The 24,269-nt window shown below is 42.8% G+C and carries 19 protein-coding genes; all 19 read right to left on the bottom strand.

From position 1 onward, the window contains the following. A partial coding sequence (locus tag BLR65_RS11785) for a class I SAM-dependent methyltransferase (protein ID WP_093794385.1) occupies positions 1 to 608 on the bottom strand: 608 nt, incomplete at its 3' end. A gap of 1 nt (position 609) precedes the next feature. Further along, positions 610 to 1,293, bottom strand: coding sequence for an acetyltransferase (locus BLR65_RS11780; RefSeq protein WP_093794384.1), 684 nt, complete (start codon positions 1,291 to 1,293; stop codon positions 610 to 612). Further along, the gene (locus BLR65_RS11775; RefSeq protein ID WP_211285098.1) at positions 1,293 to 1,541 is read right to left on the bottom strand and encodes a phosphopantetheine-binding protein; all 249 of its coding nucleotides are present in this window, start codon (positions 1,539 to 1,541) and stop codon (positions 1,293 to 1,295) included. The genes BLR65_RS11780 and BLR65_RS11775 overlap by 1 nt, the downstream gene beginning before the upstream one ends. Positions 1,542 to 1,565: 24 nt before the next feature. Next, positions 1,566 to 2,591, bottom strand: a complete 1,026-nt coding sequence (locus tag BLR65_RS11770; protein WP_093794383.1) for a 3-oxoacyl-ACP synthase III family protein — start codon at positions 2,589 to 2,591, stop codon at positions 1,566 to 1,568. 84 nt (positions 2,592 to 2,675) lie between these two features. Next, positions 2,676 to 4,244, bottom strand: a complete 1,569-nt coding sequence (locus tag BLR65_RS11765) for a glycosyltransferase (protein ID WP_093794382.1) — start codon at positions 4,242 to 4,244, stop codon at positions 2,676 to 2,678. After that, entirely contained in the window at positions 4,231 to 6,063 is a 1,833-nt protein-coding gene (locus tag BLR65_RS11760) for a glycosyltransferase (protein ID WP_093794381.1), read from the bottom strand. The genes BLR65_RS11765 and BLR65_RS11760 overlap by 14 nt, the downstream gene beginning before the upstream one ends. 62 nt (positions 6,064 to 6,125) lie before the next feature. Next, positions 6,126 to 8,051, bottom strand: a complete 1,926-nt coding sequence (locus BLR65_RS11755) for a glycosyltransferase (protein WP_143122560.1) — start codon at positions 8,049 to 8,051, stop codon at positions 6,126 to 6,128. Between the two features lie 204 nt (positions 8,052 to 8,255). Then, positions 8,256 to 9,995: a flagellin N-terminal helical domain-containing protein gene (locus BLR65_RS11750; protein WP_093794379.1), complete on the bottom strand. Its 1,740-nt coding sequence runs from the start codon at positions 9,993 to 9,995 to the stop codon at positions 8,256 to 8,258. A 369-nt stretch (positions 9,996 to 10,364) separates the two neighbouring features. Further along, a complete protein-coding gene (locus tag BLR65_RS11745) occupies positions 10,365 to 10,541 on the bottom strand; it encodes a carbon storage regulator (RefSeq protein WP_093794378.1) in 177 nt (58 codons plus the stop codon). Positions 10,542 to 10,593: 52 nt separating this feature from the next. Further along, positions 10,594 to 11,010, bottom strand: a complete 417-nt coding sequence (gene fliS / locus BLR65_RS11740) for a flagellar export chaperone FliS (RefSeq protein ID WP_093794377.1) — start codon at positions 11,008 to 11,010, stop codon at positions 10,594 to 10,596. Positions 11,011 to 11,059: 49 nt separating this feature from the next. Next, entirely contained in the window at positions 11,060 to 11,482 is a 423-nt protein-coding gene (locus BLR65_RS11735) for a hypothetical protein (protein ID WP_093794376.1), read from the bottom strand. Between the two features lie 26 nt (positions 11,483 to 11,508). Continuing rightward, positions 11,509 to 13,788 (bottom strand): flagellar filament capping protein FliD, encoded by a 2,280-nt coding sequence (gene fliD / locus BLR65_RS11730; RefSeq protein WP_093794375.1) that lies wholly within the window; start codon positions 13,786 to 13,788, stop codon positions 11,509 to 11,511. A 24-nt stretch (positions 13,789 to 13,812) separates the two neighbouring features. Further along, positions 13,813 to 15,474, bottom strand: a complete 1,662-nt coding sequence (locus tag BLR65_RS11725; protein WP_093794374.1) for a flagellin N-terminal helical domain-containing protein — start codon at positions 15,472 to 15,474, stop codon at positions 13,813 to 13,815. A 16-nt stretch (positions 15,475 to 15,490) separates the two neighbouring features. After that, entirely contained in the window at positions 15,491 to 17,017 is a 1,527-nt protein-coding gene (gene flgK, locus BLR65_RS11720; protein ID WP_093794373.1) for a flagellar hook-associated protein FlgK, read from the bottom strand. Between the two features lie 21 nt (positions 17,018 to 17,038). Then, positions 17,039 to 18,538: a flagellar hook-associated protein FlgK gene (flgK, locus tag BLR65_RS11715; protein WP_093794372.1), complete on the bottom strand. Its 1,500-nt coding sequence runs from the start codon at positions 18,536 to 18,538 to the stop codon at positions 17,039 to 17,041. Between the two features lie 79 nt (positions 18,539 to 18,617). Then, on the bottom strand, positions 18,618 to 20,534 hold the full coding sequence (locus tag BLR65_RS11710) for a flagellar hook-basal body complex protein (RefSeq protein ID WP_093794371.1): 1,917 nt from the start codon (positions 20,532 to 20,534) through the stop codon (positions 18,618 to 18,620). Positions 20,535 to 20,660: 126 nt separating this feature from the next. Continuing rightward, positions 20,661 to 21,092: a flagellar hook capping FlgD N-terminal domain-containing protein gene (locus BLR65_RS11705; RefSeq protein ID WP_093794370.1), complete on the bottom strand. Its 432-nt coding sequence runs from the start codon at positions 21,090 to 21,092 to the stop codon at positions 20,661 to 20,663. Positions 21,093 to 21,438: 346 nt separating this feature from the next. Continuing rightward, the gene (locus tag BLR65_RS11700; RefSeq protein WP_245692711.1) at positions 21,439 to 22,782 is read right to left on the bottom strand and encodes a TolC family protein; all 1,344 of its coding nucleotides are present in this window, start codon (positions 22,780 to 22,782) and stop codon (positions 21,439 to 21,441) included. A gap of 259 nt (positions 22,783 to 23,041) precedes the next feature. After that, complete coding sequence (locus tag BLR65_RS11695; RefSeq protein WP_211285097.1) at positions 23,042 to 24,256, bottom strand: ABC transporter permease; 1,215 nt, start codon at positions 24,254 to 24,256, stop codon at positions 23,042 to 23,044. Positions 24,257 to 24,269: the final 13 nt, after the last annotated feature.

Here is a 24,269-nt window from a genome sequence, read left to right as displayed (position 1 = left end):
TTAATTTGAGGTATTTCATCAGTTCCCGTAAAATTTTGGTGCGTCTTTATACCACTAGGTGAACTAAAAAAACGTTTTCTCTTTGAAATATTAGGTATATCACCTAATAGAAGAGTACCTCCGGCTTTCAGTAACTCTAAGGCTTTATCAATAAAACTAAATAAATTAGCCTCTAATATAATATGCTGTAAAACACTATAAACAAGAATTCCATCCACACTATCACGATATCTACTAATAAAGGTATCATTCTCAGGAAATTTACATGGATACTTTTCTACAAATTCATAATTTGGTAATAGTGATAGCATTTCATTTGAATCTATCAAAATAAGCCGATGTTGCTGCTTCTCACAATATTTAATAATATTTATTGCTAATTCATCACATCCACAGCCGATATCCAAAATCGTTTTTTGTCTTTCAGCAAAAGCCGGAATTTTTCGTGAAATATCTTCTACTATTGCTTTTGTATAATCTTGACGATAACTATCAGGAAACCCAATTTTTTCGTGAGTAGATAACGTATTATCTAATGCCATTTGCTTAAAATCTTCAAATGTTACCCTTTTTAACCGTTGGAAAATATCAGTCTTATTTGTATTCACTCTATTCCTCCATTTTTATACCGAACGCGCTATAACTGGAAATGTGTGCAGCCTTTGCAGGATTTCCCCGATACACTTTTCCTGGCGATGTATCAGAAAGGACAACAGTTCCAGCGCCTATTAAACAGTCAGAAGCTATCGCAACGTGATCTGCAGCACAACTGTTAATCCCCCAAAAACAACTACTACCAATCCGGCAATATCCTGAAATAGCTATATGCGAAGAAAAGAAACAATGATCCTCTATAACAGTGCGATGGCCAATGTGATTACCACTCCACAAGGTAACATCATTTCCAATCTTTGCCTTCCTCTGAACCACATTATGTTCTAATATAAAACAATTTTCACCTATTTCAACTTCAGAACCAATGAATGCTTTTGAACTAATATAAGAAACAAACGAGTAACCCTTTTCTTTGCATTTTTGATATAATCTGGCTCTCCCACGATTTAAACTATCATAGCCGATGGCTACAAAAATTTTATATGTCTTTGGTGAAAAATAATCTGTTATGCTTTCCAACTCAACAATAGGTAACCCTAAAAAAGTATTATCCTTTATATAACTACTCTCAGCACTAAATGCCACAACTTTATAAGGTGAATCATAGGAAAAATAGTCCATTGCAATTTCGGCAATTTCACCAAGTCCCACAATTACAATATCTTCCCTACTTTGCATTATATGTCCGCCTTTTTACTTGTTTCCATTTGTACAAGAGCCAAGATATCTCCAGCTGTTTGACATTGTGATAATTTTTTCCCGGGAACGGTCACATTATAAATATCATCTATCATCGCAATAGTTGCCATTACCGCCAATGAATCCCAACTAGTATCTTTTAGCACCAGACCTTCATTAACCTTCGCCGGAGAGATTTCTAGCATTTCTGCAAATTTTTCATAAAATGCTTTATCTTCCATCATCATCGGTAAAACACTCCCTCTCGATTGCTATATTTTAATCAAACAGGCGCCCCATGAATACCCTACTCCAAAGCCTACCAACATAACATAATCTCCTGTCTTAATTTTACCTGCGTCCATGGCCATTCTTACTGCAATAGGTATACTAGCGGATACAGTATTACCGCACTCACTAAGATCGACCCAAAATTTATCTTTCATAATCTTCATCTTTTTACGCAGATGTTCTAGCATAAATTTATTTGCCTGATGAAAAACAAAGTAATCTATATCTTCTATTCCTAACTTAACTTTACTGAGAACTTCTTGTACAGTTTTAGGCACCACCTGTAAAGCAAAGTTAAAGATCTCTGGTCCATTCATATACAGATTTGCTTGGCTGCGAATATTTCCATCTTCATCTTCAAATTCAGTTTTCACTTTATCTGATAATGGTAAACGCATGCCTCCTGCAGTTACTATCAGATTTGGAGCACCCTTGCCATTGGTGCCAAACACCATGGATCCAATAAAATCATGATCCGATTCGACGGCCCCAATTAGAGTAGCTGCTGCACCATCTCCAAAGATAGTTCTAGTACTACGATCTTTTTTATTAATGAATTTTGAATAAGTTTCAGACGTAACTAGTAATACATTTTTAGCATTACCAGATTCAATTAATCCTTTAGCTAAACTTAATCCATATATATACCCCGAACATCCTTGATTATAATCTAAAGCACCACAATTATTATTCAACCCTAATTTATCATGCATAATGCACGCTGAGGCTGGTAAAAAATAATCTGGGCTTTGTGTACAAAATAATAAAAAATCTATTTCTGAAGCACTGCATATATTATCGTCAAACATTTTTTTTACTGCTTGTATACCCAAATCCAAAGCCGTTTCATTCGGCTGCACAATATGACGTTTTATTATTCCTGTTTTTTGGTAAATATCATCTTCTGACCACTTTTTTATTCCCATGCTTTCTATCAGGTCATTATTACTAAGTGTCGTGGGCGGGAAGTAGTACGTTATCCTTCTTATTCGTGCTGTACATTTCACTTGTTATAAACCTCTCTTGTTATTATTAATCTTTATATTTTAAGGATCTTTTCCAAACTATACCTTTTTCTTATGGAATCATTATTAATTAATCAATTTAATTGCTTCATTATAATATAAAGCTAATTCACTATACAATGCTGGTACTTCTAATTGTGATATTACTGTTTTTGAAGTTAAATGCTTGTGACGACTAATCCATTCATTAATTGCAACATTAAAGTCTTCTGATGAAAGATATATTTTTTCTTTATACGCAAGTGTAATTAACTTATACCAATCAATTGCTCCCATTAGCTCTATATCTTTATTCCACGTATTTTGTCCATCATGAATTCTAAAACAGCTTAATGGTTTTCTTATATAAATTGCGTCACCGATAGTAAGTAAATTTAACCACACTGCAACATCTCCCAAACATCGCATTTGCCACCCTTTAAATACAAGTAGCTTTCCATTAACATCCTTTTTTCGAAACAATGTTGTAGACATTTCTCCAATCACATTCACTATATTTTTTAGCATAAACGTTCCAATAGCTTTACCAGAAACTTTCGTTGTCTTATCAAACAAAGGCTGCGTAACGGCCATATCGGGTAAAATGTTATCTTCACTATCAATCAGCTTTCTATAAGAAGTAACTAGCTTTATATTAGGATCGTCAAAGTAGCTTACCATACTACTAACTTTATTCTGCATATATAAATCGTCATGAAGTAAACAGCTAATATATTCACCCTCACAAACATCGAAGCATTTTTGAAGATTCGCAGCACCTTTACCACCTAATGGTCCGCCGTTATTATAATATTTTATTTTTTTATATTTCAACTGATATTTTTCCACTAGCAATTTTACATCTTCAGTTGTGCTATCATCACAGATAACTATTTCACAATTTGAATAATCTTGGTTTAAAGCACTAATTAATGCTTTTTCCAAGAATATTACCTGATTATACGTTGGAATTAATATACTTACCAAAGGAAACAAATCCTTAGAATATTCCTTCAAGAAAACCTGGCGATACGTCTCATATCCATTACTAACATTAGCTACCCCGGAATCATGAATGCACCAAGACTCAGTCTGTCTGGGGATACCGACCTTATAGCCAGCCCGCATCATTTCAATACTCTGGGAAATATCGTAAAAATGCCATCCATCAAAAATATCGTCCCGCCACGAAACATCATACTGAGTAATCATTATAAGCCCGTCTATACATTGAACTTTTTGGCAATCATTATTTACTGGCAAAAATGAGAGCAATTGCATTTTTCCGGTATGACTATCATAAACCTTACCATAATTGCACTTTGCCTCCCACCATATACCATTGGGAGGGATTTTTTCACTACCCGCAACACCTATCATTCCCAAGTCTTGTTGATTAGCAAACAGCTCAATAACGTTCAGAATAAAATCCTTATTTATAATAAATACATCTTGATGCATATATATTTTGTATTTTGCCTCCGATGAACGCATCGCAGAATTGTATGCCTTAGTTATACATTCAGCATCCTTAATTTTAATAATTTCAATTTCAAAACCATCTGGTATTATCAGATCATTTATATATAAAAGTGACTCTTGATACATTTCTTCATCATTTACACAGGTGATAAAACATATCTTATGCGGATTCATGCAGTGCCTCCTTGATTTCAGCAATCATTCCTCGAATTTGGTCATCTTTTTGTTCTAACTGTTCAAGTAAACCCAGTGCAACCTTTGCTTCTCCCACCTTGAAAACTATATAAGCAAGATTGTATACGGTTATTGGGTTTTGTTTATTCCATTTATAGGCCTTTTCCAACAGTGTGAATGCACTTTCAATCAATTTTCGTTCATAACAGGCAACTGCTACAATTTGCAGGATTTCCTCTTTTTTAATCATGTCGTTTTCTGCAACACGTATTATATCGATTGCCGAAAAAACACCAGCTTCAAGAAACTCCATAAGCCTGTTAAGATTTTGTGCCGTAGCAATATCATTTTCTATACGTCTCAATAAAAACACTAATTTTCTGCTATCCCCTTGTGAAATTTCAACAGAACCGTTTTTTTCCTCTGCCTTTATGGGGTTACAAATAATCTGCGAATTCACTTCGGCCGCAAATATATATTGATACGCCCTATATTGCTGTGCCATCTTTGGATTACCAACAAATTGAGTAATTTTTTTTATAAAATCACTATCCTGTTCCGTTTCAGGAAAACTAGTTGTCTGGTAATTCTTAACATGGTATCCTAGTTGCCTAAAAGTTTTATCAATTTCATACAGGGTAAAAAAACGTAAGTGAGTTTTATCTAAAATTCCAGCATCTTCATATGTCCAAAATCCCTGCAGCATTCTCTTCATTACACTAAAATGCATAACATTAGGAATACTTACCAATAACTTTCCATTTGGTTTTAAATATTTTTTGAATGTGGTCAGAACCTTCCAGGGGTCCTGGAGATGTTCCAACACATCGGCGAGAAGAATATAGTCAAAAAATTTGGGGGGATATTTCAGTTCTAATCCCTCTATGCTCTGGTCTGATATATCAGCAAACAATCCAGCACTGCGTGCTGCCTCTTTATTTATTTCAATGCCATAAAGCGAGGCTTTCTTATACTTGTTTTTCAAATGCAAAAGTGTTCCACCACAAGCGCACCCAACTTCCAAAATATTTAGCGGAGCATCTTCCGGACTATCTACCAAGGCAGCAACCTCAAACCTAATAAGTGTAGAATAGGATGTGTCAAACCCCCATTTATTCATAAACTTAACACTATTTTCTTTTAACAATGCTGTATATTTGGAGTTATCTTGTTTAAAAGATGCACTGCCAAAGTGATGGATAAACGTGTCTCTACATAAAAGAAGACGAAAACCCGCTAACCGAATTCGATAGGAAAGGTCATCATCTTCAAAATTTCCCGGACTGAATTGCTCGTCCAACAGTCCCACCTGATCTAAAACACTTTTTTTAATGAGCATACAAAAACCAACGAGTTTTAGCCGGTCTTCCCACATCTTAGGGTTTAGCCGGTTTACCGTACTTGCGAATTTCTGTATCTCTGTCTCAGAGTGATAATTTACCTTAATCGCCTGATAGTAGGATGCATTATTAGTTACAGGCCCGACTGCACCAATATCATTTTCGCTATAAAGGCACTCTATTAGATTATCCAACCATCTACTCGTAACGATAACATCATTATTAAGTAACAAGATATTCTCCCCAGTGGATACGGCAATACCTTGATTACATCCTTTTGGAAAACCAACATTATCTTTGTTATAGATAATTTTTATATCTTTTTGCTTTTTGAGCCAAGAAGTTGTTCCATCTGTGGAGTTATTATCAACAATAATAATCTCATACGTATTTTTCTTAGTATATTTACGAATACTATCAATACATTTTTTGGTATAATCCAATTGGTTAAATGTTAATATTATAATGCTGGTTTTCATTGTTTCCTCCCTGTTTTACACTCGAAAACAACATATTTTTTGAAAGTATCAGCTATACAAACTTACCCATTTCTATTACTGTATAATTCTTTTAACGCCATGAGTTTCTCCTTAATTGCTTCATCAGGACATTGCTGGTATGACCATTCCAGAAAGTCAAAAATATAGTGTCGATTATAGCCAAATTCTAAGGCTTGCGAAAAATACTTGGATGCTCCGGCAAAATCTTTCAATTTATAGCAACAATAGCCAGCATCACAGTAAAGCAGGCTCAATTGCTTTGCTTCCAAACTTGCTCTATTTATATAGTTCAAAATCATATCCACTGCATAGTCAAAAAATCGCTGCTGCATAAGAATTGTGCTGATTTGGGTATAGGCATCATCTGAAAAAAAATTTTTTCCCAATTGCAATAATGTTTCCATCTGTTGCTGGCTAGCCAAATAAATCATTTCTCGCACTAAATCACAAAAAAGTGGAAAATCATCATCTGTTAATTGAATATCGCTATCTATTTGGAAATAAGCGGTAATAATTTTTCTAAAAGAAGTTTTCATTTGTGGCCCTAATAAATCCATCGAGTCGGGTCTTCTGCCAATAAGCAATGATACCACAGCCAGCAATTCCATATCATAATTCCCATGCTTGCGAAAAGAATCAGCTAAAACGGGAAAAACATTTTCAAACTTACAATTCATTAATAGCACTAAACCATTGAGTTTATTATCACCAAACTTATCCAACAGAATTTGTTGATAATAGTCAAGCACTTTTTTTACTTTTAAATGCGATAAGTTGGTTACCAGAAAGCGAATGTCCCCCTCCGCCGCAATATTATATAGCGTGTTCAAAAAATAGATGACCTCAGCCGGATCTTGTTTTCTGATTATGGAAACAAGACCATTAAACGCGTTCTGATTATATTTTTCCCGTTGCAATACTTTGGTATAGCAATCAAATGCCTGAGCGGATTGGTTTTTCATTTCATAAATTTGAGCCACATTAAGATAAGCGTCCGGACTTAATGCGTGGAAATCATTATTTCTATTAAAATCGCTGTAACAAGCGTTCGTTTCAATAGCTTTTAGTAATGATGTTAATGCTTGCTCGCAACGCCCAATGCTCCGATAATAGAGCCCCTGAAACAGCCATATCTCCGGATGATGAGGAAATCTCTCTATCGCCTCATTACAGTTGGCAATAACTTCTTCTTCACTATATGTTTTTAAATGGGTCATACTACTTATTAGAAACACATAGGGTTTATAATCCAGTTCACTGCTCAGCCGCGCTAACTGTTTGATTGCTTTTTTCGCATATTCTATGGATTTTTCATACTGTCCATTTCGCCAACAACCATCACTTAGATAACAATATGTCAAATCGCGAACAACGCCGCTTTTTACTTCGGCTTCTAATATGACCGTATTACGTCGTATCTTTTCGATTATTGTTTTATTTGTATATCCGGTGTGATAAATAACAATCAATTGGTTAGTAACATTTATCAGATTAACAGGTTTTCCGCATTTATAAATAGCCTCATGGACGCGCCCCTTGTAACGTATAACCGGAGAATTACGAAATATCCTGATGCTCGGATTAGAACTTCTAAGCAGACCATCAATTCCTTCCAAATTATTCATCTGGCACCTTATCGCATCAACCTTCCGGTTACTATGAATTTTGTCAATAACCGGGCGAACATTTTTAATCGTTTCGGCTGTAATATACTCATCGGCATCCAAAAAAATAATCCAGGCCCCTTTCGCCTGTGTCAGGGCATAATTCCGGGCTGCAGCAAAATCATTGTCCCATTGGTAATGGAATATCTTAGCCCCAAACCGTTCGGCAATTGATACCGTAGCATCATCGGAACCGGTATCGACAACAATGATTTCATTAACGATATTTTTTACGCTCTGCAAGCAGCGCTGAATATTCTTTGCTTCATTTTTGGTTATTACGCATGCGGAAATTTTTGCCACATTGTTCTCTCCCAAATAAAAAATTTAAATATTTCTTTGATTTTACAAAATTCATCATTTAATAATTATATCGAAGCATTTATTTGAATTTTATTAAATAAATGCGGTACTTCCAGAAACTTATCAATCCACTATACGAAAAAAGCACAAAAGCCCTGCTTAACAGAGCTTTTGTGCTTTTAGTTATCTTGTTACTGTATTAGCTTAACTTTGTAACAGAGTCAATACTTGTTGCGGCTGGGAATTGGCTTTAGCCAGCATAGCAGTAGCCGCCTGGGTTGCAACACTTAGTTTGGTGTATTCTGCCATCACAGAAGCCATATCGGTGTCGCGGATATTGGATTCGGCAGAAGTCAAGTTTTCACTTTCGGTATCCAGATTATTAATGTTGCTTTCCAAGCTGTTCTGAACAGCACCCAGATTGGAGCGTTCAGCCGCAACTTTACTAATTGCATCGTCAATGGTGGTGATTGCAGTGGTAGCGACTGCAGCGGAACTTAGGTCAATACCTGAGTCAGAATCACTACCGGCTACGCCCAAGGCGTTAGCATCCATATCGCTGACGGAAAGTGCCATGGTCTGATTAGAGTTTGCGCCAACCTGGAAAGTCAGGTTACTGGACGAATCTACCGTAACAGTAGCAGTTGCGACATCGGTAAGAGCCCCAAGTGTGTTTACAGCAGTGTTATATGTTCCTAACGCGCTAGTTACTGAAGAATCAGCAGTGATTTTAGCCTGATCAAGCAAAGCTTTTTTAGCGTTATTTATCGTACTGGCATTGCCGTTGGAAAGCGCGTCCGTGTATGCAGTAGCCGCAGCTATATCTGCGGCTGATGTTGTGCCGGACGATGCGGACATAGCGGTTACCAAAGCGTCTAAATCATCAGTAACAGCAGCAGCAGCAGCAGCATAACCAGTAACAGCGGCAGCGTTTTTAGCCAATTCAGTGTCATCACCGGTAACGGTAAGATCAAAAGCAGTTAAGGTATTACCATCACCCAAAGCAGCCGCCCCATTGATGGTACCGGTTGCATTTGTGCCATATTCAGTAACACTGGTGGCAGTAGAACTGCTGCTTACTGCAGCAAATAAATTCTGTAACGTGTCATTATCTGCTTTTAAAGTAACTGACGATTTACTACCGTAAGTGCTATCTGTTAACTGAATATAGTAATTACCACTTGCTCCTCCTGTAACCAACGAAGCGGTAACGCCGGTAGTAGTTGATTCATCATTAATTTTTTTAATAAGGCCTTCGACTGTATCGTCAGAATCAATAGTTATGGTAGTTCCGTTAATGGTAATATCTCCTGCGTAAGCGCTGAGACCAGTAGAACTAGCGGTAGCCAGTGTGGATCCGAGCGTGCTTGTTACGTTGGCACTCGCACCTGTCGTTGCCTGAGTGGCAACCGAGGTGTAAACTACATCATAGGTTCCTGATGAAGTATTATTACCAGCAGACGTCGAGGAAGCAACAATGGCATCCGCATCTACACCAGATACAGCAGTGGACGTACCGCTGTCGCCATTGAGTAGTTTAATAGTGTTATATTCGGTGTCATCAGAAATGCGGTCAATTTCTTGACGGAGGGTGTCAACTTCATCCTGAATAGACTCTCTGTCGGAATCGGTCAATGTATCAGAAGAAGCTTGTACGGCCAGTTCACGCATACGTTTCAGGATTTCGTTGGTTTCGTCAAGGGCGCCGTCGGCAGTCTGAGCCAGTGAAATAGCGTCCTGGGAGTTGCTGCTTGCTTGATCGAGGCCTTCAATTTGAGCGCGCATTTTTTCGGAGATCGCAAGCCCTGCGGCATTATCGGCTGCGCTGTTGATGGAATAACCGGATGACAGTTTTTCCAACGCCGAATTCATCAGTGCTGAGTTTTTGTTTAATTGGTTAGTGGTGTTCAACGCGGACATGTTGGTACTAATGACCATTGCCATAATAAAATTCCTCCTTGAGTTTCCTGTTTTTAAAATTTAGCTTCCGTGCACCATTTTTCGTTAGATTTCTGCTCCCTGTGAGCGACTCTCTAACGGAAAGTTGTCAACAACCCGCCTCCCTCCTTGGTTATCTAATTTTAATGTCGAAAACACATATTTGAAAAATGTTAAAAAATATGTTAAGTTACTATTTTGTCGATTTTACTATAAAAATATCGTGAATTGTTAATAAATTCAATCTAACCCTTGCGTTCACTTACCAATCCGCTGGTAACATATAGATAAAATAAAAAAACAGGCGCCAGCAATGTACTGCCAAAACATTACCTGCTTGCCGCCTGCAAAATAGTTGAAGTATTCATCATTAAATTAATTGTTCTTCATCTGTTTTAATCGATCTTCATATATTTCCCCGCGAATGATATTAGTGGCTTTGGGCGCTTCAATTCCCAGTCTCAGGTAACCGTCGCCACTTTTGACGACCTTAACCATGATATCTTTGCCGATCATAACGTACTCGCCAGGTTTCCGTCCCACTACCAGCATCCATGCTCACCTCACAACAACGTCCATTTTGATCCGGTTCACTACCATTTTCTCAGGCTTCAAATTTGCCTTTGGCAGCTTCATCCATATCTTTGTCTGATCGCGCCAGCTTCATAGCCTGAGACCATGCGTCACGAAAATCTGTCAGCAATTTTTTGGCTTCTTCCAGTTTGGCCTTATCCTTTTTTATATTGCCCTGCACCAGGCAATGCAATATATATTCGTCAATCAATATCCACTTCTGGGAAATTTCCTGCTTCATATCTGTCGCCAGCATCAATTCACGAACAATCTTCTGGGCCCGCATGTTGGCATTATGGGCCTTTTGGATATCCTTTTTTTCAATAGCCCGAATGCTTTCTGTCACAAAACGGATAGCTCCGTTATATAACATTAGCGTTAACTCTGCCGGCGATGCTGTCATGATTTGTTGCCGCTTATACGCATTGGCCATGTTTGCCGCATTCATAGCCAGTCCTCCTTGTGTATCTCTTTAGATTCAAATTTTATACCTTGACTCAGCCTTTTGTATTGAAGCGGCAGCCGGCCATCATATCTCTCCAGGGAGTCACATACTGACTCCTGGCATGGCGATAAAGCTTACTACTTCTTATTTCTGAGGCCATCCGGGTCTTTTCTTGCATCGCCTGCTGCAGCACTTGATGACTGCGTTCCAATACCTCCCGGTGTTTGCCGGTGGCTTCCTGTACAAGCGTCGCCAAGCCCGCTTCATGTTTCCAGGCGGGGTTATTCGCTATCTGCGCATGTACGACCGCAAGTTCGTCAATTAGCGCTTTTCTTTCCCGCAACACTCGTCCAAGGCCCGTTATCTTGCGATCAGGAACAAAACGGCTTAAGGTTTCCGTTTTGGCAGCAATTTGTTCGAGAATTTGCAGCTTGCGCTGCAGGCACTTGCGTGCTTCTTCTTCTCCTTGCTCCATACTATCCGCCTCCCCAAAAAGTTCTATTAGCTGCTGGTAAGTGATGACAAGGCGCTAAGCTGGGCATTCATTGTACTAATATAGGTTTCTAAGGTTGTGTATTTGTCATACATGTTATCTTCATATTCGTCAATCCGGTCTTCTTCTTCCGAAATCTCATCTTCGTACTTTTCAATCAGCGAAGTTAGCGTGTTATCTGTTTCGCTGGTGTCACCGTCAATACCGGCGATTTCTAAAAGCGCTCCCTCACTGCCGGAACTAAAGGTACTTGTCGAGACATTCTGCTCCAAAATGTCGAAAAACCGGTAGGCAAGGCCTTCTTCCTTGTACCTGGTGTTCAGATCAGTTGTGTTTATCGAATACAAAATTGAGTTATTTCCCAGTGACTTGCCGGAAACTGAGGACGTAGTCGCTTTAGAAGTAGCCTTCTTAGTAAACAGGTTCATTATCGCTTCAGGGTCACTGGAAATAGCTGAGGTCAGTGTGTCTTCATCAATCTCAAGGGTTCCTTGATCGGTATAATCGCTGGAGGTGGTTATACCGATGTCGGCAAGCGTTGTCGACAGACCGGATACAGAATCAATCAGCGCTGAGCGCAAGTCGCTTAAAAGGTCTTCCAGGTTGGAGTCATTTTCCAAAATTCCCACTTTGGCTTTAGCTTCCCAGGCAGTAATCTCATCATCATCCATTTCATCTTTTTGGTCATCGGTAAGCGGCGGATAATCCGAATCGGCATTTTCATCGATCTTATCATTGATCGTCGTAATCAATTCATTATAAGCATCCACAAAATTAGAAATCAGATCGTAAATGGCATCCGAATCCTGCGTTACCGTTACGGTGACAGGATCGTCATTGGTAATGGTCGTGGTAGATGTAACAGAAAATGACGTCGTGCCAGCCGCAACCGTTGTTGGTGCCGCCAAGGTAATCGCTCCGGTCCCGGTGCCAAACGTTGCTGAGCCATCGGTTGAAGCACTTACCGTTTGGGACGTTCCGTCTGGATATGTTAGTGTAACATCCCAGGTGGAACCATCGGCATTCTGGGCTACGGTAACAGTATAATCACCGGCCGCTGCACTGGTTCCAGTAGTAATCGTGCTGTAACCTGCCGTATTGCTAGTGGTGCTGACCGCCGCAGAAGTTGTGGTAGTAGCAGTGCCCGTTAATGCAGTCGCTGTATAGGTCACGCCATCAACGGTAACAGAATTGGTACTGCGCGTCAGCTTTGTCCCGTCAATAGTCAATACGGCGTCTGTACCATCCGTATAATCAGTCAATAACATGCTGACAAAGTTGCTTGTACCCGAATCCTTCACAGTCAACGTATTACCGGCTCCGGTATCGTCAGCCGTTAATGTCAGTTCACCGGTCAGTGAATTATAAGCAAGTGTAGCGCCTAGATCAGCACTATTGATCTCCGACATCATCGTTGCCAACGTAGTAGATTTATCAAACGATTTGGTCGTGCCGTTGATCGTGATGGAAAACTCTCCGTCAGTAGTAAATGTTAAGGCGGTATTTAACTGCTTGGAAATTGTTTCTAGTGTTGAAGAAGTGCTTAAGCGGTTGGAAAGGATGGGGGCACTGCCGAATAGCTCACTTAAGCCGGCATTATCAGCTGTACCATCGCTATTAGTATCAGTGGCACTAATAGTAATGGCTTGTACACCTGAACCATCCTGAGCGGTGATTTCCAAATATCCGCTGGAATTGGTGCTAACTTTAACTTTTGTTGCTGAACCGACTGCGTCATCAATCGCATCCTGTAATGTAGAAACCGTATCTGCTGATGTAACGTTACTTACATCAACCGTATAGTCTGTACCATCAAGGGTAAGGACAAAGCTTTCGCCGCTTAAGCTGGAACAATCGGCTGCCGCCGAACCCTGCACCTCTTTGGAAACGCTGCTGCCACTGGAGTAACTGGCCGCAGTCGCCAGTTGGCTGACAGAGACAGTATGGCTGCCTGCTGACGCCGTGCTGGCTGCCGTCACCGTAACGGCATCATCACCACTGGTGGCATTATACTGTAAAAAATTACTGGCTTTCATGATACTGCTGGACCCAGTCGTACTAAAATAGGTATCTTCGAAATCCGTTATATCTGAAATAATGTCTTGGTAGGCATCCTGCTTCCATTCGGCCGTTTGTTCCTTTTGCTGCAGTTTATTTAACTTTTTTTCCTTTTGCGCTGCTACCAGTTGTTCAACAATACCATCCACATCAATCCCAGATGCCAAGCCGGTGACCCGGGTTACGCCATTAACCGTGCTTGTGGTTATGCTGCTGCTGCTTGAGGACATGTACGCCACCTCCCATCGTCATAATTAACCCAGATAATCAATCAGCGTTTTGGAAATTACCTTAGCCCCGACAGCAAGAGCTGCGCTATACGTATACTGGGCTTCGGTTAATTCTGTAGCCGCTGTTGCCGTATCAATATTTTCATTGTCGGTCATGAGTGTGCTATAGGCTTCATAAGCATCATCCAGACTGTCGGATATGTCGGTCAAACCATCCATGCTTGCGCCTAACGTGCCTTGCGCACTGGTGATTCGATCAAGAGCATTGCCCAACTCATCAATTAAGTCGCTGATATCTAACGTATTCGTGGTAACTGTCACATTGCCGGATGCGTCTATTGTTGCTGACTTATAGGTGGTATCACCATTGAGTGCAAGCAGTAGTTTTTGCACCGTATTGAAGAGATTATCGCTCCCTTCGCCGGTAACGTCCTGGCCCTCAATATTTACGGTAACTTCGGAACTAAAACCGACATTGTAGGTAATATCCTGCTCTGAATCAGCAACAGCATCTGACAAAACATCAGCCGTGTTTTTCGCCGCCGTCGCTGCATCTGCTAACGTAGTCGAACTACCATAAGTTGACTCTGCCGCCGCTAATGTATCGGAAGTGGCTTCTGCCGCTTCTGCCGCCTCCGACAGGGTCGTCGTACTGCCATAGGTAGTAATCGCCGCCGCTAAAGCATCATAAGTCGCTTTCGCCGCCGTAGTTGTAGAACTGGTGGGATCAGCGGCATAGGCAGTCTGATAGTCACTATAGGCGTCCTCCTTCGCCGCTGTTAAGGTATACGAGTCACCATAAGTAGTCACTGCCGCCGCTAACGTATCGGCAGTCGACAAAGCATCGGCGGCAGCGTCGGTCAAGGTGGCCGTGCCACCATAGGTAGTAATGGCAGTTTTCAATGTATCATAAGTATTCTCCGCATCAGCCGCTGCCTCTGTTAAATTAGTAGCACCGCCATAGGTGGAAACAGCCGTATTTACCGTAGTGTAAGTTGCTAACGCCGAAGCTGCCTTAGCGGCTAAAATAGCATTCGAAGAATCAGCATCGGCGGCAACTTGGGCTTTCGTATAAGCGGTATAAGCATTATCTGCCGCATCGTTTAAAGAATCATAGACATCACTGGAACTGTCGGTAATAAACGCCTCGATATCTTCATCGGATACATCTGACGATATTACACCGCCCAAACTCAAGTATTGACCCTTGAAAGTCACAGTATTGCCAATATCGGTGGTCACGAGTTCATACGGTTCCTCACTGGTATTGTAACCGCCAAAAACATAGCTGCCGCTTTCATCCGCGTTCATGTATGTAATAATATTTTGCAGGTCTGTTTCGACCGTTGTCGCGTAATTTTCCAGATCGTCATCCGTAACCGTGTCAGAAGATGCCCCATTGGCTATTGTCTTCAGTGATGTAATAACATCGCTCAGTGATGATAACGCACTATCTGTAGTCTTCTGCCAGGCTGTAGCAAGATCAGCATTATCCTGATATTGTTCTATCTGGGCTACATAACTGCGGTAGGTTACCGCCCGTGTTGCCACTGTCGGATCATCGGAAGCCAGTTGGATTTTCATATTGGAAGACACGGCTTCATTGGCCGCGGCCAGCCGGACGGCAGCGGCACTAATATTTCGCAAAGTATTAGCCGCGATCATCCCATTCGTTATTCTGTACACCAAAACCCCCTCCTCTCTAATCGTCTACCATACTGATGGTCGTATCATATATTTCACTCCAGGCACTCACCATAGAAGCTGACGCCGCATAGGCCGACTGATAGGTCGTTAAGTTAACCGTTTCCTCGTCACTGGAAACCCCGGATACGGAAGTCCGGCTGGTGTTGATGTAGGTTGCTGTCGCGCTTTTGCTGCTATAGGCCGTTTCGGCCGAAGCACTGTCGCCGGCGACAGTGGCAACGATTAAATTGTACATTTCAGTCGCGGTGGAGTTGCCGGAAATATTGACATCCGAACAAATGTCAATAAGATCGTCCAGAACATCGGTATTGCTTTCCTCGCCGGCAGTGGAAGACGCGGCAATTTTAGTGGTATCGTCCTGGATATCCTTGGATACGGAGATATTCGCAGCCGTAATATTGCTGTAAGCCTCCTCCAGGTCTGAACCACTGTCCACAAAGTCTGCTGAAGATACATCGTCATACGTAAAGAAACGGATACCGGTGGTTTCGTCATCGTCGATGCCTACCCCGTCGACATGACCGCTATAAGTAGTTTCGGTTCCTGAATCCGAAGTAACAGTAACTCCCTCGTTGAAAGCCTGAGCAAAGGTCTGAGCAAATTTATCCAACTGGTTCATATAGTAGACAACGCCTTTGCTGTCAGCTGTGCTGCCATCCCGCATCTGCAGATAGCCGGTGAGTGATCCGGAATCACCGCTGTCAAAGTCTTTGCCGCTTTCGGCCCAGCGAATACCGTACATCCCATAGGAATCACTGTCGGAATCGGTGACCGTATAACACTCCAGTTCGTTGGCCTCATCCCCTTTTACCAGCGTAACTCCATCCACCGTGATTGTATATGTGCTGTCATCGGCTTCAGTCACACTAATACCAACCAGGCCGGAAAGTTTGTCAACAATCACATCCCGCTGATCTTCCAACTCATTCGTCGAGGCCCCGGAAGCCGAAGCGGTGGAAATCTGACGGTTCAATTCCGCAATTTGCGATGCGTAGGAATTGATCTCTTCAACTGCCGTATTCACTTCGGTGTTAAGCTGGTCGCGTATGGATTCCAAATCTTCCGCAGCAGTGTTAAGAGTATCACAAAAACTTTTAGCATAAGACAGCACAATCTTTCTGATTGATTCATTTGTCGGATCGTCAGCCAGCGTTTCCAGTTCTGCTTCAAAAGTATCCAGGGCCTCAGAAATATCACTGGAATCCGTAGTGCCGAAAACATCTTCAATTTTTTCCATATAGTTGGACGTAACTTCCAGTTCACTTGCCGAGCTATTTTCCTGCCAATATTTTTGATTCAGGCGAAAACTGTTCACCCTGTCAACAGAGGTTACCTCTACCCCGTTCCCGACCAAACTGCTGCTGTAGACGGCAGCCGGGCCAATGGACGTCTGGCTCACCACTTGCCGGGAATACCCGTCTGTATCGATATTGCTCATATTATTGGTGGTTACCGTCAAGCCGACCTGAGCGGCAGTTAGTCCCCGGTTGGCAATACTAAGTCCTGCAAACGTTGAAGCCATTTCATTCCCCCCTTATTCTAATTAAAATACTGCCAGCAAACTCTCTATCATGCTGTCAACCGTGTTCATAACCTGGGCACTGGCGGCATAGGCTGTCTGAAACTTGATCATGTTTGACATTTCCTCGTCAATGGAAATGGCCGAAACAGCCTGCCGCTGATAGTCTAACTGCGACACCAAAGCGGCCTGAGTTTCATAGTTGCTTGCCACGGTATCGCCTTCAGTCCCTAGCCAGGTAGTCAACGCTGTGTAAAAGTCGATAATATCAAGTGATGAACCATCGCTTTCATAGCAGGAGGTATCGCTGGCAAGATCGTAAATTGCGTCGGCAATGCTATAATCGCCTGTTCCCCCACTGGCAGAAGTAACTACCTTGTCCGAATCACTCACCAGCTCCGGATTGACCTGAATATTGGTAATACTCAGCGGCTCATTGGAATCAATGGTCGTAAAAAAAGCCAGGCCGGTATCGCCATTAAGGTCAACCCCCGAAGTGGTTAAAGAATTTATTTTAGTTGCCAATGTGGTAACCAAATCATTCAAAGCCTGACGCATGGTACTGATCGAACTGGTTGCACCAGTGGTAAAGCTATAAGGAAGATCACTGGTATCAATGGTTTCGTAGCCGGTTTGATCGGCATCCTCCAGATAAGCCCCAATGCTCCCGCTGGTAATATCGACTTCATCGCCCGAATCAGCCAGCGTCACCTTAAGCGGATTATCGGTTGATCCGTCGCCTTCAACAACCAGCGTCTTGCTGCTGTCGCCCTTAACCAGCGTCTTGCCGTCAAGCGTGACGGTCACCGAGCCATCGTTTTGTTCACTGACCGATATATTCGCCAAAGCCGACATCTCATCAAGCAAAGCATCCCGCTGGTCCCGCAGGTAGCTGGCTTCGCCGCCGCCTGCCTCGGCCAGCGTAATTTTCGCATTCAGTTCCGCCACCTGTGCGGCATAGTCGTTCAGACTGTCCACGCCATCCTGCACCGAATTCACCGCGTCTTCCTGCAACTCTTGTAACTTCTCGTCAATCCAAACCAGCTTTTCCAGCAAATCTTTCCCGGCGTCTACAACGTCGACACGGTCAGTTTGGCTGGATGTAGTTGTCGACGTGCTTAGCTTTTCCCAGGCAGAGAAAAAATCGGAAATTGCATCCTGCACCCCCTCGGTGGTGGTGGTATTCCCATCGTCGTCAGTGGTAACTGTGTCATATTCACTCAAGATGGTATCCATATATTCCAGATTGCCGCTTTTTACTGCCAGGTAAGCGGAATCGGCATTCTCTGTCCGGTACGTGCTGTCAAGATATATATCCCGTGAACGTGTAATGCTTTCCACGGTAACGCCGGATACAGCAACCGATCCGTCCGAACGGGTAGTTGATGCGTCCGCACTGGTCAGCTGCACCTTGGAAGCGCCAGTCGTGTCAACATTGGCAAGATTTGTGCTTGTTGTTGTCAGTGCGGCCTGATTTGTATACATTCCCGAATAGGCGATGCTATAGGTGCCGAAAGTCGACATCTTGTACCTCCTCCTTTAGCCTGACACAAGCCGGCTGCGTTGCCCGAGCGCCGGAGCCAGCCTGTCCATGATTATTTTATTAGCCCACCATGTTGATCAGCGACTGCAGCATATCGTCCGCCGTGGAAATAACCTTGGTGTTTGCTTGATAAGCCCGCTGGCTGATCATCATATCGCTAAACTCCGACGCCAAATCAACGTTCGACAATTCCAAAGCATAACCGGTCATCGTGCCCGAACTGCCTGTTCCGGCTACGACAATACTGAGATCACCGGAACTCAGACTTTCCGAATACAGATTGTCACCGATCTTGGAAAGGCCTTCGGCATTGGTAAACGTTGCCAGGGCAATTTGGCCGATTGATAAAGTTTCTCCATTCGAATAAGTACAATAGATGGTACCATCGGTCGAAACTGAATAGGATGACGGCGTACCTGTAGTATATCCGTCCGTCGTATCAGACAACGAACTGCTGGTTGAGGATTTGGTCGTAAGATCGGAAAAATCCAGTGCAAGGGTGATATCGTCAGTACCGGCATCTGCCGGTGTTGTGATGGTAACGGTGGATTTCGTGTCGAACGAATAGGTGGTTGATGCTACGGTAAAACTCGTTGTACCGGCTTCCAGGTTCGACGGAGCGGCTAACGTTATGGTGCCGGTCAAGCCGGTGGAAGCCCCTGATGAGTCTGTTGCCAGATTGAAGGTAGCAGAACCGTCGGTCCCGCTGCTGGTGGAGGCAAAGGTATATGTAGTACCGGAAGAATCCGTGTAAGTCAACGTAGTCGTATAAGAACCGCTTGTCCCTGCCGTCGTAATGGTATAAGAGCCTTCCGGCGCACTACTAACAGTGACATCCGAATATTCGTAATTAGCATCACCGCATGTTACTGTATCAGAAGCAACAGAAATAGTAGTAGTGCCGGTCGAAAGGGACGTTGGTTTAGTAAAGGTTAGCGTTCCTCCTGTCGATAAACTAACCGATCCTGAGCCAGTTGTTGAAGTTGTAGAACCCAGTGAAGTGCCGGAACTGTCATACACCGTAATGGTATAAGCATCACTTGTGCCTGTTACTTTAACAGTATAGTCACCGTCTGTCACCCCGCTTGACGTGATGCTAGAAGCTGTGTAACCGGTAGTATCATCCACTGTTGCCGAAAGTGTCGTGGCAGAATCTACTACGTTACCCTCCGCATCAAACGCAATGTAACCGCTGGAGGGACTTATCGTTACATCATCATTATCAAGTTCCCAATACCAGGTCGTTGTATCACCTTCGACCGCGCATTTTTTCATGTTAACACTAACCGTATAGGCGTTGCCTTGCGAATCATACACTTTAATATCTGTCGTAGCGTCAAAGTCCAGATCGGTAGTGTCACCAATAGAGGTCAACCCGGTGGCGCCGTCCGCCACATCTGCTTTTGAACTAACATAGCCGGTGATATCCGAAGAAGTAGAGGCCACAGGCGTCAGTGTATATTTATTGCCGGCATAGCTATCGCTGTAGATGTTGATGGGTTCAACCGAACCGCTGGTATTGTACGTGATGTTGCCGTCGTCATCCAGCGTATAGTCCTCCCAGCCGCAGACGATATAGCCGTCGATCGTCAGGTTGCCTTCCGAATCAACGCTCATACTGCCGTTGCGGGTATAGGCATATTCGCCCGAACTGGTCTGGACAATAAAGTAGCCTGAACCGGTAAGCGCCACATCGGTCCAGTTGCTGCTGGACGAAGTGGTGCCCACCGTCATATCGGTATCGGTGCTGGCCACACTGACCCCCAGGCCAACCTGCGAAGCGTTGGTGCTGCCGGTAGTGTCGGTGGCGGCAGTGGCCGCTTTGATGGTCTGGCTTAGTATATCACTGAAAGTAACCGACTGCGATTTGTAACCGGTGGTATTAACGTTGGCAATGTTATTAGCGATAACGTCAAGGGCTGTCTGCGAACTCTTGATCCCTGACACCGACGTAGATAAGGCGTTCATGATAGCCATAGATAAAAACCTCCTACAAATAGTTACTATTTCCTCTGTCGTTCAGAAATAGAAGATAACCTCCCGTTGTTGGGTCCGGTTATAAAGTACACAATTCAATTAACTTAACTATTCATCAGTCTTATATTAGGACGAAGAAGTAGTCGTAGAGTCGCTTCCCACCTTCGTAATGTCAGAATAATCTACCGTTGTGCCGCCAACGTTGACATACGTGTTGCTGCCGGAAACGGTTACCGACAATACTGTGCCCGTACCGGTAACCGTATTGCCAGATGTATCGGTAGTAGAATACGTTGCCGTTTGGCCAATCAAACTAAATGCTGACGCATTAGTCACGGAAGTGCTGATGTCTGATAGCGCCGACAGGGAGCTGATTTGGGCTAACTGGGACACATACTCGGTGCCGCTGACCGGATCATCCGGGTCCTGGTACTTTAGCTCTGTTGCTAATATCTGGATAAATTCGTCAAAATCCAAACTTGTAGTAGAACTTGAACTGCTGGTACTAGAAGTACTTGATGTCGACGTAGTAGATGTAACTGATGATGTCGTACTCATATTTCTTTTTTCCTCCCTTTTTTTGCTAAAAATTTGGGTCTTTGTAGTCAGTATCGCAAAAATATATTTAGTTTTTGTTAAAATAATAAGATAGCAGGCGATATTTGTATGAAATTCCTGATTGCCTTACGTAATAGTGAAAACAATAGAAAAAGGCTATCTCAACTAGGTTTTAGACCTACGAGATAGCCTTTAATTTAGCATCATCACTCTATAATTACAAAACACGCAAATACAACCATAATAGTTACAATAAATGACAGTATTCAACCCACTATATAAAAATCCGTTACTCCACGAAAACACTCATTGTACCATTTCAATCAAAAATGTCACGAAAGGTTGATCAACGGCCCTTCTCAACAATGGCTGTTCCAATGGCCTTCTCTACCTGGGCCTTACTGGTATTATAATCATACAAAGCTTTAATATTATTAAGTTTGGCCTGGTTTAAAGCTAACACGGCGTCAAAAACATCTAAGTTGGTGCCTACACCTGATTTATACTGGGCTTCGGTAATATTTAGACGTTCAGTCGCCTGCTCGACGGCGACCTTCTTGAGATCAATTCTTTTTTCCGCTTCCCGCATGCTTACATAGTATTGACGTACTTCAAGCAATATATTTTCCCGCTGCTGCCGTGCTTGTTCCTGGGCTGCAGTTAAACTGTACTCCGCCTGTTTGACTTTGGACTTATTAAGGCCGGAATCAAATATGTTCATAGAAGCTGTCAGTCCGGCCGTCCAGTTGCTGTTATTCAGCCCTGGTAAATCTCCGTCATACCAGCCCTGGGTTAAGGTTAATTGAACAGTGGGGTCGTACCCGCTTTTAGCAATTTTAACATCAGCCTGAGCGCTTGTAATCTTGGTCTGATAGACGGCAATCTCCGGGCGGTTATCCAAGGCTTGCCGTATGCATTCCTCAAAAGTAGCCGTAAAGGGAACATAACTTAGTTCATCCTTAAGTTCGATCTCACTGTCAATAGGCAAGCCGATCATGTTGTTGAGACTAGCCACCGCCACTGCGTAATCGCTTTGGGCTTTAATGAGGTTGTCCTGTGCATTCGCCAGTTCAACCTGGCTGGACAATACATCAAGTTTCGCCACAGCGCCTATTTGATATTGATCCCTGACATGTTTCAAATGCGCAGTGTAGTTATCCACTGTTTCCTGGTTGACTTCCATTTCTTTCTTGTACTGCAGTACATTAAAATAGCTGGTGGTAACATTTTGCCTGAGTTGCTGCTTGGCAGCTGTTAAATTCAACTCAGCCACTTTAGCGTCCCGCAGCGCCTGCTCAATCTGCGTTTCCAGTTTGCCGCCGGAATATAGCGGCAGACTAAGCGACAGTGCATTGGCAAAGTAGTTGTTACTGTAGTATCCGGAAATATCAACAGGCACGCTATAGTATGTATCGGTATGGGTCAAACTGATACTGATATTTTTATTAGCCCTTGCCTGTTTAATCGCCCAATAAGCCTTATCCCGGAAAGACTCGGCAATTTTGACATCGGCATTGTTCTGCAACGCCAATGCAAGACTATCTTCCAGCGATAGCGCAATAGGAGCAGCCCCGACCGGTTGAGTAAGTACAAGCCCGACAAATACCGTCCCTATTACCTTGCAGACATATTTTTTAAATTTCTTATGCCAATTATGTTGGCGGCAGGCTGTTTCTGCAATCATTTCCATAAGCATTTTCCTATTCGCTGATAATCCCCTTCCCTGTTTTTGCGGTCATTAGTTTTATTCCATTATGAAGAAATTGGCGAGTCTTGTCAATTCAGAAACAATCCTGCTACATCTAAGGAGCAACCACATGTTTGAAAATATATTTCTATTGGCATTATTACATAAAATGACGCCGCTATTTAAGCGGTGTCATTTTATTGTATAATGATTTATGCTTGCGCTAACCTCATATAATTATCATTAAAACAATAACCCGGCATCACTCATAACGCAGCGCCTCAATGGGATCCAGCAAAGCGGCTTTTCTGGCGGGATAAATACCAAAAAACAAACCAACCGCAACCGAAACTGCAAACGGCACCAGAATAGACACCGGTGAAATTACAGTGTTCAAACTGCCAAAAGCGGAGATGGCAAATGCCACTGCAACCCCCAGCATAATGCCAAAAATACCGCCAAGCACACCAATTACCACCGACTCAATCAAAAACTGCAGCATGATATCGCGATATCTCGCTCCCAATGCCTTCCTAATGCCAATTTCCCTGGTTCGTTCCGTGACTGACACCATCATAATGTTCATAATGCCAATACCGCCAACCAGCAATGAGATAGCGCCGATACAACCCAGAAACAATGTTATGGTTCCGGTCGTTGCGGTCATCATTTCCATAATGCTGGTCAAATTGCGTACGGTAAAGTCGTCTTCCTTATTGCCGCTGATTTTATGCCGCTGCCGCAGCACATTAGTGACTTGCCCCTGGACCTGGTCCATTTCTTCCACCTTGGTAACTTGAATACTAATGGAATTAATGTAAGTAATCCCCAGCAACCGTTCTTGCGCTGTAGTTAGCGGTACCAAGACGATATCATCCTGGTCCTGCCCCATAGAGGACTGCCCTTTGCTGTCCAGGACACCAATAACTTGATAAGGGGTATTGTTGATACGCACATTTTGTCCGGTTGGATTCATTTCACCAAATAAGCTTTCAGCAACCGTCGCCCCAATTACGGCTACCCGTTTACGGGAATTGATATCCTGCTGGGAAACGAAACTGCCGCTGCCTACTGTTAAACTTTTTATTGCCATATATTCAGGCGTAATGCCATATACAGTCGTCGTCCAGTTTTGATTCCCGGCAATAATTTGATATTGTCTGCTGACAGAGGGTGCTACATAGTCAATTCCCTGTATCACTTTTTTTATATACTCAGCATCTTCCAAATTTAACGTGATACTACTGCCGGATGCGGAACGCACCCCCTGGGAAGATGCCGCCCCCGGAGTCACAATCAGCATGTTGCTGCCCAGACTCGCAATCGAGCTTTGTATCTTTTCCCTGACGCCCATCCCAATCGATACCATGGCAATTACCGCTCCCACCCCAATAATGATGCCCAGCATGGTTAAAATTGAGCGAAGCTTATTGGCCAGCAAAGCTCGCAACGCGATTGCAATGCTCTCTTTAAACATGATTCTGCTCCTT

Source organism: Sporomusa acidovorans (genome assembly GCF_900101845.1).
Classification (GTDB): Bacteria; Bacillota; Negativicutes; order Sporomusales; family Sporomusaceae; genus Sporomusa; species Sporomusa acidovorans.
This window is presented reverse-complemented; position numbering and strand designations above follow the sequence as displayed.

Bases quoted from the DNA above. Each gene is read 5' to 3' on its own strand.
- BLR65_RS11780 (WP_093794384.1), bottom strand. From the start codon at position 1,293: ATGCAAAGTAGGGAAGATATTGTAATTGTGGGACTTGGTGAAATTGCC.
- BLR65_RS11775 (WP_211285098.1), bottom strand. From the start codon at position 1,541: ATGATGATGGAAGATAAAGCATTTTATGAAAAATTTGCAGAAATGCTA.
- BLR65_RS11765 (WP_093794382.1), bottom strand. From the start codon at position 4,244: ATGAATCCGCATAAGATATGTTTTATCACCTGTGTAAATGATGAAGAA.
- BLR65_RS11760 (WP_093794381.1), bottom strand. From the start codon at position 6,063: ATGAAAACCAGCATTATAATATTAACATTTAACCAATTGGATTATACC.
- BLR65_RS11750 (WP_093794379.1), bottom strand. From the start codon at position 9,995: ATGGCAATGGTCATTAGTACCAACATGTCCGCGTTGAACACCACTAAC.
- BLR65_RS11745 (WP_093794378.1), bottom strand. From the start codon at position 10,541: ATGCTGGTAGTGGGACGGAAACCTGGCGAGTACGTTATGATCGGCAAA.
- fliS (WP_093794377.1), bottom strand. From the start codon at position 11,010: ATGAATGCGGCAAACATGGCCAATGCGTATAAGCGGCAACAAATCATG.
- BLR65_RS11735 (WP_093794376.1), bottom strand. From the start codon at position 11,482: ATGGAGCAAGGAGAAGAAGAAGCACGCAAGTGCCTGCAGCGCAAGCTG.
- fliD (WP_093794375.1), bottom strand. From the start codon at position 13,788: ATGTCCTCAAGCAGCAGCAGCATAACCACAAGCACGGTTAATGGCGTA.
- flgK (WP_093794373.1), bottom strand. From the start codon at position 17,017: ATGGCTTCAACGTTTGCAGGACTTAGTATTGCCAACCGGGGACTAACT.
- flgK (WP_093794372.1), bottom strand. From the start codon at position 18,538: ATGTCGACTTTCGGCACCTATAGCATCGCCTATTCGGGAATGTATACA.
- BLR65_RS11710 (WP_093794371.1), bottom strand. From the start codon at position 20,534: ATGGCTATCATGAACGCCTTATCTACGTCGGTGTCAGGGATCAAGAGT.
- BLR65_RS11705 (WP_093794370.1), bottom strand. From the start codon at position 21,092: ATGAGTACGACATCATCAGTTACATCTACTACGTCGACATCAAGTACT.
- BLR65_RS11700 (WP_245692711.1), bottom strand. From the start codon at position 22,782: ATGGAAATGATTGCAGAAACAGCCTGCCGCCAACATAATTGGCATAAG.
- BLR65_RS11695 (WP_211285097.1), bottom strand. From the start codon at position 24,256: ATGTTTAAAGAGAGCATTGCAATCGCGTTGCGAGCTTTGCTGGCCAAT.